General features: G+C 63.4%; 5 protein-coding genes. 4 read left to right on the forward strand and 1 reads right to left on the reverse strand.

The window, feature by feature from the left end; genetic code table 11:
* The coding region (locus J5J06_13295; GenBank protein ID MCO6438062.1) for a hypothetical protein at positions 1 to 5,113 on the reverse strand (5,113 nt) is incomplete at its 3' end.
* Between the two features lie 466 nt (positions 5,114 to 5,579).
* Between J5J06_13295 and J5J06_13300 the strand changes: the two genes are divergently transcribed.
* The 4 genes from J5J06_13300 to J5J06_13315 all read left to right on the forward strand — a co-directional run.
* Positions 5,580 to 6,026, forward strand: coding sequence for a hypothetical protein (locus J5J06_13300; GenBank protein ID MCO6438063.1), 447 nt, complete (start codon positions 5,580 to 5,582; stop codon positions 6,024 to 6,026).
* A 203-nt stretch (positions 6,027 to 6,229) separates the two neighbouring features.
* Positions 6,230 to 10,324: a cytochrome c gene (locus J5J06_13305; GenBank protein MCO6438064.1), complete on the forward strand. Its 4,095-nt coding sequence runs from the start codon at positions 6,230 to 6,232 to the stop codon at positions 10,322 to 10,324.
* A 186-nt stretch (positions 10,325 to 10,510) separates the two neighbouring features.
* Positions 10,511 to 13,321 carry a matrixin family metalloprotease gene (locus J5J06_13310; GenBank protein MCO6438065.1) on the forward strand — a complete coding sequence of 937 codons (2,811 nt, stop codon included), beginning with the start codon at positions 10,511 to 10,513 and terminating at the stop codon, positions 13,319 to 13,321.
* Positions 13,322 to 14,027: 706 nt separating this feature from the next.
* A partial coding sequence (locus J5J06_13315) for a hypothetical protein (GenBank protein ID MCO6438066.1) occupies positions 14,028 to 14,346 on the forward strand: 319 nt, incomplete at its 3' end.

Consider the following 14,346-nt stretch of genomic DNA (forward strand, 5'->3'; position numbering starts at 1 on the left):
CCACCCACGTGAAGTGCGGCGCGGTCGGTGCCGCGGATACCGCCTGCAGCGTGGCCGAGATGTCGAAACCGCTCACGTTCCGGTTCGGCGGGGTCCACGAGTTCGCCGGCGTGGGCGGCGTGGTCGAGCCATCGCCACCGGCCGAGAACAGACCCACCACGTCCGCCCAGAAGCGGGCGTTCGCAGCCGTCGGACGAGCCGCGGTGAAGACCGTCAACGGCGCCGAGAAGCTGGAACCGTCGGTCGTCGCGGTGACCTCATACGCACGACCCGTGCTCGAGGCGGCATTGTCGCCCGGGGCGATCATGCAGCCACCGACGTGGATCCGCGTCAGCGAGGTCCAGTCGTTGATGATCGGGGACGCATCGGACACCACGAAGGTCAGGCCCTGTCCCACCACCGACGCCGGCGTCGTGCGCGGCGTGCTGATGTAGTACTGGGCGCCCGAACCCACGTCCTTCACGCGGAAGGCTGACGCCGTGTGCGAGCCCTGCGGCGCAAAGCTGATGTAGCGCTGCTTCACCGCACCGTGCGGATAGGTCGTCAACGCCACCGGCGGGTCGTTCACGCTACCCGTACAGAGCACGTTGATCTCCATCTCGCCGATGCCGTAGGCCGGCAACATCGTATCGCCGTTGATCGTACCCGAGCTGGTGGCGAATCCGCCGAAACGCATCGTGTAGCACTTGTTGGCTGCCACGTTAAAGCGCCCGCGGTCCGCACCGAAGGAGAACGTCGGCACGGCGTCGAAGTACGTCGCACAGCCGTCATCCTGGCACAGGATACGCGAGGCGGCGTTCTGCGAGCCGCACGCCAGGCAGGAGAGACCCGACGGGTTCTGGTGGACCGTGATACGGCCGTCGAAGAACCGGTCGGAGAAGCACGTCCGGAACTCCGCCTCACCGTTACACGGCGAGGTGAAGTTGTACCAGACGTCGGCCTGGACCGAGGTCGGGCTGCCGCTCGGGCACTTGTCGGGCCCGGCGGGGAAGCCGCTCTCGTTCAGCAGACCGTCGCGGTTGGCCAGACGGTTGTCCACCCGCGTGTAGCGCGGCTGGTTCGCACCGCCACTGACGAGACCGCAGGTCTGCGCCGTTCCGGAGTGCGCCACGCACGGGCCAACGCTCGGCGGGCAGTCGTCCGGGGAGACGGTGCAGAAGATCTCGGTATCACCCTGGCAACGGCCGAGGTTGGTGATCACCTGGCAGTCGGCGCCGCCGATCGGCGTAGCCGCACCGCAGTCGTCGTTCGGCGGGTTGGTCGGAACCGCAGCCGCCAGCGGCGGGTTCGAGCAGATGTCGTTCGACGGAGCGGACGCGTCGCACGAAGCCGTGGAGCACGTCTTGCCCGGGCAAACGATACCGCGGTGGACCCGCAGGCAGTCGTTCACGGTCAGACCCGGATTGGTGATCGTATCGATACAGGTCGGGTTCACGCCCGCGCCCGGAGCACCCGGACGGCAGCACGCAAAATCAACCTGACCGCAACCACCGTCCACGCCCGGATTCGTCTGGGCCTGGATACCCGAGTCGATGCAGAAGGTGAAGTCGGAGTGATCGATGTCCGTCACGGCAAACACGTTGTCGCCGTTGTTGTTCAGCGAGAAGTTGTTACCCGCGTTGGACACCTCGGAGTACGTACCCGTCGCGTCGATACCGGATGTCGCCATCCAGAACGCGAAGCAGCGGTTCGTTCCGTCACCGTCGTCACCCTTACCCTGAATCGACAGCCAGTAGCAGTTACCCGACGTGACCGCGACCGGTCCGATCGGGGCCGTGTAGGTCCAGATCAGGAACGACGGGTCGTCGTTGTTGCCCGTACCGTCGGGAACGACGGTGTCGGACGAGAAGACCGGCGAGCCCTCGATGGGCAGGCCCGTGACCGGATCGGCCGGCCAGATGCGAATCACCCACTCGTCGTCGGGCGGAGCCGGACGGTTCGGCGGTTCACACAGGTTGGACCAGGAGAACGTCCAGCAGATACGCTCGATGGTGTTGGCCAGCGGGATGAAGTCGTCCGCGATACGGAACCGCGAAGTCGACTCGCTCGCCCAGGCCAGAACCTCGGTATCTCCCTGGCAGTTCGCCAGACTGTCGATCGGGCAGGTCGGGCAAGGCTCGTCAACGCAGCGCACACCACCGTGGTAGATACCCTGCGGGTTGCCGCTGCAACCGACCGTTTCGCCCGAGCCGGCGTTGTCATCGCAATTGCCTGGTCCAAGGCAGCAGGCGCCGAGAGCGCACGGCGAGGCCGAGCAATCGTCGATCGTGCCGCCGGCCAGGTCACCCAGCCAGTCGCCACCCAGGTTCGGCTCAAACTTCTGAACCACCGGGAAGCCTTCGCACTCGAGGATGTCGGTGACCGAGCAGGTCGCACCCGGACCCGGCGTACCCGGAGCACCGGCGGAGTGGCAGCAAGCCGCCTCGCGGCAGCCGGTCACGGTCCAGTGACCCTGATACGGGCCGGAGTTGCTCTCGCAAGGCACGCCCGACGGGCAATCGTCACCCGTGGCGCACTCGGTCGTGCTGTTCTCGCAGGTACCCTGGGCGAAGATGCCGAAGGACCAGCGGCCGGCACGCAGCGTCCACTGCACCGCGGCGTTGCCGTCGGCACAGATCACGTTGGCGCCGTTGGGGTTGCCGGTACCGAACTCGTTCGCACCGTAACCGCCCTCTTCCCAGAAAATACGCTTGTTGCCGGTGCAGCCAGGATTACCCGGCTCGCACTCGGTCACGATGATCCACGTCGGCGACAGGATCGGCGTCGTGCAGCACAGGTCCACAGTGACCACGGCGCACTTGTCGACCGTGACGACCTCATACCAACCCGGATCAGTCGGGCTCGGGACGCAGTTGTCGCCGTCGTCGATGGTGAAGAGGCTGACACTGGGGGTCGGCGTGACGCCACTGAACGTCCGCACCACGCGAACCGCACCCTCGTTGCAGTCACCCGTGATACCGCAGACACCGCCCGAACCGCAGGCCATGCCGTCGTTACCAATCGGGTCGCTGTTGCAGAACGCATCGCCCGAGGGGTCACCGGCACAGGCCGAGCAGAACAGGTTGATCGGATCGCAGGCGATCGACGCATCGTTCGAACAGAAGCCGCCGCTGAACGCGGGAACGGTCACGCTGAACGCGGTCGCGCCGGTGCACTCCGTGCAGGTACCGCCCGAGCCGCAAGCCGAGCCGGTATTGCCCGAGTTGCAGGAGCCGTTCGCCGAAGGATCACCATCGCAGTAGTACGCTGTCGCGCAGCAGTCGCCGCCCGTGAAGGGCTGCTGGCAGCAGTTGGGATCGCAGGTCGTGCCCAGGCCGAGGAAGGTCTGGCCAACGCCCGTGCAGTCCACGTCCGCCGTCTCGGTGCACTCGCCCGTGTTGTCATCGCAGCAGGCGCCGATGTTGCAGACGCCGGAGGAGCAGAGCTCGCCGGCCGGAGCCGAATCGAACTTCTTGCCCTTCCAGTCAACGTCGCTGCACACGCTGACGGCGAGACCGCCGCAGTCGTTCGTGTTGCGGCAGACCTGTCCGTCAAACGGACCGCCGATGCACTTCGTGCACTCCCACCCCTGAAGATCGGAGCAGGTACCCGGCGTTCCCGGCGTACCGGCAATCGGCGGATCGCAGCAGGCGGCCGCGGGATTGGGAACCAGTTCGCCGAGCAGCTCGAAAATGTGCCGGCCGGTGCCGGCGGTAACGGCCGTGTTCGGAACGTGGTTGAGCCAGATGGCATCGGGATTGGTCGAGCCGACCTGCGTCGCACTCGTCCGCGCCCAATAGCCGCGGCTCGGATCCACGACGTTGTTCGCGCCGTCCACCCGCGAGAACGCGCGGATGACGAGGTGGCCCTGCGGCGGAATGATGTTCGTCGCGGGGTCAGGCTGCTCATCCGGCGTGGTGCTGGTGTCGCACAGCGTGTCGCAGTCGACCGTCAGCGTGTAGTCCTCCATGCCGGCCTCGGTAAAGGTGAAGGCACCGAAGACCGCCACACGGAGCGGACCGACGCAGGTGCCGAGGCCGCCGTTGCAGGCAGCGCCGACCACGGTGCAGGCCGCGACTGATCCGTCGCTGCACACCGTCGCCGTCGTGTCAAAGATTTCGAACGACATGAGGTCGCGATCGGTATCCACGCCGCCGCGGAAGCGGATCTTCTCGAGGCTCATGTAGGAGCCGCTGGCGAGCGTGTAGTCGTCACCGACGCTGTAGTTGCCCTGGCAGAGCAACGGATCGGGACCGCACGTCTGCGAGACGCACTGAGCGGCGCCGCCGCTCTGATCGCAGTCCGCATCAATCGTGCAACCCTGGCCGACGTCCGGACCGACGTTGCAAACCTTGCGGCAATCGAGCGTCGCGTTGACGCACAGATCGCGGCTGATGCTGCAACGATTGGTCGAACCCGTGACGAAACGTGCACAACCCGCGGGCGACTCAACGCCGTTGGTCACCGTGCAGGACTCATCGATCGGGGCCATACCGGCCGAATACTCGGGGCAGTCACACTCGTTCAGATCGAACGGGTCGGTGATCCGCGCCCAGAAGCCACCGCCGCAACCTGCGGCCGTGGTGTAGGAGCAGGTGCCGGGGCTGGTCGGACCGGCGCCCGTACAGCAGCGGCCGAGGAACGCGCCGCCGTTGCTCACGCCGCACTTGTCCGTGGGCTCGTCGCAGCTCGTGAACGAGCCGCCCATCGCGGGATCGAGCCGCGGCTGGCAGACGCCGCCACTCGGGCAGTCGGCATCGAAGAAGCAGCGCTCGCCGTCCGCCGTACCGCCCGCACAGGTGTGCAGGCAGGGCGTCCGCGGCACGCTGCCGCCGATGACCAACGGAGCGGCAACGCAGTTACCCACGCCGTCGCAGTAGTCATACGTGCAGTACAGCCCGTCGAGGTCGCACTCGGTGCGGGAGGCACTGAAGGCGGCAACGCAGCGGAAGGTACCAGGATTCTGGTCATCCTCCTCGCAGATTGCCTCGTTGCACTGGCCGGCGGCATTTGCGCAATCGTTGTCGCAATCGCAGTTACCGCCCAGCGGGACCGTGCCGCCCGTGGCCAGACCGCTTCCGGCATGACCGGAGAAGCCCGGCTCGGCAACGCGAACCCGACGGCCTTCGATCATCAGCTCATCGGAGTTCGCACCGAAGCTGTACGACCGAGTGCCCTGCGCCCCATTCTTGCCCGTAACGGGCCGGTTCGCAGGTCTGCTGCTGGCATCTTGTTGCCCCGGCAGCTGTGGTTGGGTCGGCTGTGTCAGCCGATCCGTTGAGCGCCCGCTGTCCCCGGCCGAGGCTGTTTGCCAAGCCAGGCCGATACAACAGGCCCCCAGGGCCAGGACGCCCACGATAGGACGCCATGATCTCACACCCTTACCTCTCATCAGTTCTACCTCCATCCTAGACCAAGACCCCATGACCGATGACACATGACTGTCACTACAAAACGGGATCGACTGTTTGAATCCTGCCGAAGTTCACCACGTTCACAACGCCGCGACTCCGACTCGGTTGACCTACTTCACTTTTGCCAACATCGAACAGGCGAATCCCCGCTTTGGAAACTGCTATACCTGAAATGGCGACCCCCACTTGCTTGAATCGCTCTTTCCCTCCGTACGCCTTCGTGACGTGCCGCAAATCGGCGTTCGTGCCTGCGCAAGAACCGCCGAGGTACTTCGGGCTCATTCGAACATGGCCGATAGTACCCGAACCGACATATTCATGCAAGGGTTTTTCTATGTTGTAACTTCGCTAAGCCGCCAATTTCGCCTAAACTTACGCTTCACAACCTTCACTCAGAATCGCCTGCCCCGCTTCCCGGTCGCGAAACAGGCGAGCCTATTAGTGGTATTGGCAACGCCGGTTTCCCCCCGGGCGATCCTCGTGCGCGAAACCGCGCGCACGCGGCGCCATGCCGGCCAATTCGGTCCGATCGATCGTCCGGAAACAGGCGCGTTCCGGTTCTCGATTGAACTGGCCGCACGGGCGGATTATTCTGTCCATCGGTCGAAACCCGGGGCCGCCTTGGTAGCCTGACTCAGATCACGACAATGAGCGGGCTTCTCCCCCTCGCGGGGATGGCTCAAGCGCAAACCCGGTGACCAAACCGGGTTGGAATCTCCGGAAAACGCGCAGGATCTGCGCGGTTCTCTGAAGTCGGCGGACGTATGACGTCGGAGCGGCCTTCCACGACCGCGGAAGCTTCGGAGAGGTCTTGAGGGGAGAGGGGGGTCGAGTTCGTGTCCACGTCATCGCGGTCCTTGCCGTCAGCCCGGATCGGACTCCTCGTTGTACTGTGGGCGGCCTTGCAATACATGGCGGCCGGCACGGCGAGCGGTGCCGGCCCGGAATCTGACATTTCGGCCGATCAGCAAGCCAATTCCTGCGCGACCCATCCGGTTCGCGTTGAATTCGACTGCACGGAAGGCGTGCTCGTCGTCACGTTTGACGAGCCCGTATTGCAGGATATCGGCTGGAGCTTCGCCGCACAGGACAAGACCGGCGCCTCGGTCGGAACGAACCTGGCAAAATGGCGCGTGGAAGGCGGCTCCGCTGCACGCATCCGGTTCGAGCCCGACGCGAGCCTGAGCATCGAGGCCGGTCTGTGGAAGACTGCCGGCGGCCTCCTGCTCTCGGTCGACGATCAGCGGGTTGCGGCCATCGGCGGATTCGAGCTCCGAAAAGGCGCCGGCCCGGATTTCATCCTTTCGAGCACGATCGGCGCCCCCGGAACTTCTCAGCCCGTTTTCGTATTGAGCGACGTGCGCGTCGAAGTGCTCAACCTGGGGCGGCAATTGCGAATTGAGGGCTCGCTGCGTGTAGAAGAATCGTGGGCACGCTCGCTCGGCTTGGATGATGCGGTCGGCAGAATCATCGGCCGAATCGAGTTGGAATCCGCTCTGACCCACGCAACGGGGCAGAGCGCGACACGGGCGCTTTCGCGGCTCGACTCGCCCGGCCCGGTCGGCTCGACCACCAGCGAGATTCCGTCGGGATTCACGAGCATCGGACCGGACATCATTGTTCGTGACCTTTACGCCGTGGAAAACTACGGTTCCGTCGGAGACATTTCCGCTTTTGCGATTGGGACGCAGTCCTGCAACATCGGCGATCTTCCCGCGTCCTGGTATGCCAACACGAACGAGCATCCCGTGATCGCTCAGAATCTCTATCGCTACAAGGATGGACAATTCGAGCAGGTCGGCATGAGCTGGCTCAAGCATGGATTCGTGGCTGCATCGGGAGGCGGATGCGGGATCGGGTGCCTTGCCCCGCCGGAACCGGGCAATCAACTCGGCATCGGATGCTCGGATCCCTACTCGGCAACGCTGAACGGCCAGCAGAGCAACCTGGGCCCGCGCTCACAGGTCAACGCCCACACCGGCGTTTTCACGTATCCGTTCTCGGCCGGTTCACCGGCGCAGGTCATCGGCCGGCGCTTACAAGTCCATAATGACGACCTCAATCCCGCGCTCAACGGCGGAGCGTTGTATTTCATCGAGGGGCATTACGTCACCCAGGATGACGCGCTGGCGGGCAACGGTAACAACAACGCCTCTTACCGCCGGGTGAGCATTACCGACGCGCTGACGCATTACGAAATCAACCTCATCACCACGACGGTCCGCCAGAAGCCAGCCATCCGGGCCTGGCAGGACTACTTCTCGCAGGTGAACGAGACGGACATTCAGGTCCCCGACGACGGTCTGTTCATACTCTCTTCCGATGCAACCGACATCGGCGGCGGATTCTGGCGGTACGAATATGCGCTGTACAACATGAACGCGGACCGCGCGGCCCGGGCATTCGAAGTACCCGTGGAACCCGGTACGGTCATTCAGAACGTCGGCTTCCACGACGTAGATTATCATAGCGGCGAGCCCTACGGCGGGAACGACTGGTCGGCCTCGATCCAAAGTGATCGCATCATCTGGTCCACGCAGGATTTCGCGACCAATCCCAACGCCAACGCGCTTCGCTGGGGCACCCTCTACAATTTCCGCTTTGATGCTGATCAATCGCCGAACTTGCAGCAGGCAACCATCGAGTTGTTCAAGCCCGGAACGCCGGGCACAGTGCAGGGGTTGGCAGCCACGCCGACCCTGCCACCTCCGCAGTGCGGCAACAACACCATAGAAAACGGCGAGGAATGTGATCCGCCGGACGGCGTCGTTTGCGATTCCGGTTGTCAGTCCATCGCCAACAACGGGCTTCGCGGTGGGCTGCTGTGGGATCGATGGTGGACGGTCAACGGAAGCGAAACGCCGCCCGGTGATCATCCGTTGTATCCGCAGGCCGGGCAGCAATCCGGCAGCACCACCTACCGTTGCAAGGAGTGCCACGGATGGGACTACAAGGGAGCCAGCGGGGCTTACGGTTCCGGCACGCATTTCACGGGCATCGCCGGTGTGTTTGGGAGTACGAAAACCCCGCTGGAGATGTTCAATATCATTCAGAGCTCCACGGTGCCAAACGGTCACGGCTTCCGCGACCTCGGCGTCTCCGATCAGGATGCGCGTGACCTCGTCCAGTTCATGCTCGATCTCGCGATCGACACCGACACGTACGTCGACGCCGCCAATGGCGCTTTCCTGGGTGATCCCGGCGTCGGCCTGACGCATTACACGGCCGGCGGTTCGATCGCCTGCGCGGTCTGCCACGGTGCCGATGGCACCGCCATCAACTTCGGAACACGTCTGGCGCCCGAATGGGTGGGTACGATCGCGGTCGGAAACCCGTGGGAGCTTCTTCACAAGATCCGCTTCGGCAATCCAGGAACGTCCATGCCCAGTTGGATCGGTACGGGCGGCACGGATCAAGGCGCGGCCGACATCGGTCGCTACGCGCAGCTCAATCTTCCGGATGTCTGTGAGGTCGACGCGCATTGCGATGACGGATTGTTCTGCAATGGGCCGGAAACGTGCGATCAGGGAACGTGCGTCGCGGGAGCGGTGCCGTGTCCGGAACAGCCCTGCGATGAATCGGGCGATGTCTGCGGGCAGGCCGATCCTTACCGCGGCGGCAAGCTCTACGACAACTGGCTCGAGGAGCTGGTGCTCCCCGCGCCGCCGGGGGACCATCCCCTTTATCCGCCCGCGGGTGCGCAATCGGGGAGCGCGACGTTCCTCTGCGTGGAGTGCCACGGCTGGGACTACGCCGGCGCCGGCGGCGCGTATGCATCCGGCCCGCACTTCACCGGTATCGGCGGGGTCCTGGCGTCCGCGTTGACGCCCGGCGAAATGTTCGACCTGCTCAAGCGCGCGGACGTTCCTGACGGTCATGGTTACGGCGACTACGGCTTGACCGACACGGACATTTGGGACCTCGCGGCGTTCGTCACTGATCTGGCAATCGACACGACACCGTACATCGACTCCGCCGGGGTTTTTCTGGGTAGCTCGGTTCAGGGCCAGGTCAATTACACTTCAGGGGGCGTGGTGGCCTGCACCGTCTGCCACGGGCCCGACGGCACGAATCTGGACTTCGGCACCCCTGGCCAGCCGAAGTGGATCGGGACCATTGCCGTGGACGACCCCTGGCAACTTCTGCACAAGATTCGCATGGGCACGGCCGGCGGTCCCATGCCAAGCTGGACGCTCCACGGTGGAACGGACCAGGGCGCGGCCGACATCGGCACATACGCCCAGCAGTTCCTTCCAGTGGACTGTGTGGTCGACGGCGATTGTGACGACGGCTTGTTCTGTACCGGCGTGGAGACGTGTGACGGACGGTTCTGTCTAAATGGGACCGAGCCCTGCACACCGGGACTGTGCGACGAAAGCGTCGATCTTTGCTTGTCAGGTCAGTGCGCAACACCTGCGGTCGCGAAGGAAGGCAGCAGGCATGTGAAGATCACGCCGGTAGCCGGTGCCGTTCCAGTCGCTCTCCTGGTCACGGGCGACCCGGACGATGCGAATGTGGCATGCGTTTCAAAGTACGTGGCGGCCGACGGCTCTCTTATCACGTCCCCCGTCTTTCGCCTCCCGTCGGAATGGGGCTCCGTTGCGGTACGGGGAGTCGAGCTCCGCCCGGAAACGACTTATCGGGTCCGATCGGACTGCGGGAGTCCGGGGCAACCAGATTGGTCGTTCGCGGCGTCCGCTACGACAGGGCTCTGGTGCGATATTGACGGTAATCAGCATGTCAACGGCATTGACATTCAGTTAATGGTGAAAGCTTTCCAGCATGATTACTCGCAAGTATCGCTTGAAAAAGCCGACGTTCATCCTTGCCTGCCGGACGGCGTCGTGAACGGAAATGACATTCAGCGCGGAATTCAGGCGTTCCAGAGGATGCCGTTCGAGGTGATGAATTGCGCCCAGCCCTGCCCCTAAAGCCCGAAAACCGAGGCATTTCCGCGAGTTTGGCTGGCATATTCATGTAACCGCTTATATTATATGTTGCCTTGCTGGGGTCCGAGGAAAGGTGAATTTGTGCGCTTGGCCGCGCGCATGCACGTCTTCCCTCTCCTTTCCAAGCGTCTGGGTATGTCCGCCAAGGGATCGAGGAGACCTGAAGCCATGTCGGTTCGTTCATCACTCATGGGAACGCTGGGGGTCGCCATCGCGGTGACCGTGTCGTTTTTATCGACGGAGTCCGGACGTGAAGGCCGGCCGATGACTGCTCCGCCGGATGCGGCGAAGCTCATTCAATCGTTGTCGGACCCGCAACCGATCGCGCCAAACGATCTCTGGGTGTACGGCCGGGAAGAGGATTCGCTCCTCGACATCGTGCGAAGTTTGCGAAGCCCGGTAGCCTATTGCTACGCCGAAGGCACGCCGGAAGAGGAGATCGTGCACTTCGAGTGGGCCAAGCAGATCGCGCCCGGTCCGCTCGCCTACTTCCTCAGTGGAAGCTGGTCGACGGTGGGCACGCCGTTCACCCTCACCTGGAGCCTGGTGCCCGACGGGCTGAGTATTTCCAGCACCGGACTGGATGACAACGGGGGTGTTGCCGCACCCAGCGAGATGTTCGCGCGAATGGACACGCTGTTCAGCGGGAATCGCGCTTTGTGGATATCCCTGATTGATCAGTCCTTCGAGCGATGGGAGCAGTTGTCCGGCATTACCTACACGCGGGTAACCTCGGGTGGCAACGACTGGGACGACGGCGCGTTCTGGGGCACCGGCGGCGGCGCGGAGCGCGGTGACGTGCGACTCTCGATGCGCAACATCGATGGACCGAGCAGCGTATTGGCGTTCAACTTCTTCCCCACCACGAGCGACATGGTGATCGATCGCAGCGAAGGCTGGGGCTCATCCACGAACAACTACCGTTTCTTCCGGGATGTGGTGATGCATGAGCTGGGACACGGGCTGGGAATGCGCCATGTCTGCTCCAATGACACGAACCAATTGATGGAGCCCTTCATCAATACATCCTTCGACGGGCCTCAGCATGATGATCTGCGCGCCATTCAACGGCAGCATGGTGATCCGCTCGAGCCGGACGATTCCCCGGCACAAGCCACCGATCTCGGTTCGCTCGCCGCCGGCGGCAGCCTCGATCCCAGCGCCGTGCCGGCACCGGCTATCCCCACCAGCGGACTCTTGAGCATCGACACCGAAAACGAGCAGGACTGGTTCCGATTCCAGATCTCCTCGGATTTGCTCGTTTCCGCAACGGTCACGCCTCAGGGCAGGACCTATGATAACAGCACGCAGAATTCGAATGGCTCGTGCAACAGCGGCAACCCGTTCGATTCTCTCACCGTCGCAAACCTCTCTCTGGAGCTTTACTCGGCCGCCGATCTGGTGAACCCGATCGAGCTGGCCGAAGTCAATGCGGCGGGCCTGCCGGAGTCCATCATTGACGAATTCGTCGTCGGCCCGGGCGATTATTACCTTCGCGTCTTCGAAACCGGTCTGACGGAATCGGGAGAGACGCAGAATTACACGTTGCAGATTTCGGCGGCCGCACCGCCGGCCTGTTGCCTTCCGGATGGCGTTTGCGAGGGACGCGCACCGCAGGATTGCACGTCCATCGTCGGGCTTTTCTACGGCACCAGTGTGGACTGCGGCAGCGCCCCCGCCTGCAATCCCGTGGACACGTCCGCCAGCCTGTCCATCGCGTCGCCGTTCGTTTCGGCGGGGGGTTCGGTGCTGGCAGAGGTGTTCATTGCCGATGCGATCGACCTCAGTGCGTATCAATTCCAGGTCGAGATCGTGCGTACCTCGGGGACAGGAACGATCAGCGTACCCTGCCCGGATGGCGCTCTGGTGAACACGCTGGTCTGTGTGGACAATTCGACGCTTCAGCCCACGGGCCCGAAGTGCGACACGACCCCATGCCCCGGAACCGACATCTGCTTCCCACGGCAGGATTTCGTGTTCGCCAACAAGACCGTGATCACGTCACCAAGCTGTGGAACGAATCAGATCTTCGCCCAGTTGAACACATTCGGTGACAGCGTCACGATCGGATCGACACCTACCTACGCTGGCGAGTTTCAACTCGAAGTATCGCCCGATGCCACGGTGGGCTCGACGTTTGAAGTCTCGGTGGTCTCCCCGGCGCCGGACGGCTCGACCTCCTACATGACGGATCCGTCCTCGGTCGGCATTCTCTTCCAGCGATCGGCACCGATCACGGTAACCGTTACCGACCTTGCACCACCGCTTACCGTAACCACTTATCCGGATGGCGCTCGGAAACAGCGCTACGTGTCCTGGAGACCTGATCCTGGATTCGCCGGCAGCTACGCTTTTGAGCTTTCGCATCCGCTCTCGGGACAGGCGTACTACGTCAGCCAGCCGCTGACGTCGCCGCCGAGCATCGTGGGCAAGGGAATTACCGAGCTTTCCGGGAGCGCATCGCCCATTCTCTACAATTGGTCCACGCTGCCCGTCGTCCACACCACCGGATGCCTGATTGCCCCGGGCGATCAGATTAACACGGCAGGGGCCGGACACGTTTATGAGGTTCGATCGACGGCGGACGGCGTGACCTTCTCCCCGCCGATCGTCGTACGGACTGCGGACTTCCCGACGAACGGCCGGTGGTGGGCGGATCTGGTCGGTACATTGAGCGCGAGCGGTGACGGATCGACCACGCCGCCGACGCCCGCAAACTCATGGACGCCACCAAACGGTTCGGTGAGCGGTTTTGATATTTCAGCGGCGCTTCAGGTTGTTTCCGCCTCGCCGACCGCGCCGCCCCTCACCTGGACGGACGTCAACCCGCAGTTGCCGGATCATGTCACGACTGGCCCGGATGTTCTCCGCGTGGTCAACGCGTTCAGTGTGGGATCCAACAAGGAGTTTTATCCGTACGACGTGCCTGTCGCGCCGGGCGATCAGGGGCAGACGGCGTGTCCCCCGCCTTCGCCGTGATTGCGAGTAAATCCGGTGGCAAGGCCCTAAGCGATCGCCGTTTCTTCGGCGCTCCTGCATTGCACGTTTCGCAACACGCAGACCGCCCGGCATCCCTCGATGCCGGGCGGTTTTCATATCAAACCGTTGGCGCGGCGTTCTTGCTGGTCCCGATTTCCTCACCGGCCGGTTATTTTCGGCATGGCCAGTTCCTCTCTTTTCACGAACTGGTGCCGTTCACGCCTCCCCCGATTAACAGATTCGTAGCGTGTTCTGGGGAACATGACTTTTCGCTCAATCATCCCGATCGACCCGGAAATCGTGCTGGCTCCTCCCGCTTTCGTCCTGGTCTATTCTCGCCTCGGAAGCACAAAAACGCAGCCCGGTTATTGCAAAATCAGGGCCGGATGGTCACACTAGGTGCAGGTAGCGTCCTTTCGGAAGCGCATGTCAAGGCCGAAGGGTGCCCAGTCAACCGGGGGGGACTGCGTGGATCATCGTTTCGCCCAGTGCTTACCGTCTTGTGACGTGGCGTCATGCATTGAGTTCAGTTCTCGGGTCCAGCCACCATCGAGAGTGACCGGGCCTTTTCCGCGCGCGGCCGCATGGGTTTGCTCTTGCTGCAGCGCGCAATCTCCGAGAAGCGAGCGCTGATGGGGAGTGTACTGAAGGAATCGGATTCCGATCCAGGATGCGTTCGGAGGTAACAGAGAGAGAGGCCAGGGTCATGTACAGTAATCGAGTTTGCGGGCTGGTATTTGCTATCGGGCTGGTATCGATTTCATCGCCGGTCTTCGGCACGGGCGCGGGGACAATGGAGCTTCGGCCTGTGGGCGTGGTCGGCGGGAATCCGCCGGGTACGGTGATTTCCGGTAACGAGATCACCCTCACCACCACCGGCGTACAGGTCGAGTTCGAGATCTTCGTCACCTGGGAAAACATCCTCGGGACCGCCCAGGCCAAGCTCGACGCCACCACCGGGTACAGCAGTGGCGCCGGAACGCCGCTCTCGGCCGTGGGCTTTCCGGCCACGCCCGCGCATGGCG

This window comes from Phycisphaerae bacterium, assembly GCA_024102815.1.
GTDB lineage: Bacteria > Planctomycetota > Phycisphaerae > UBA1845 > UBA1845 > JAGFJJ01.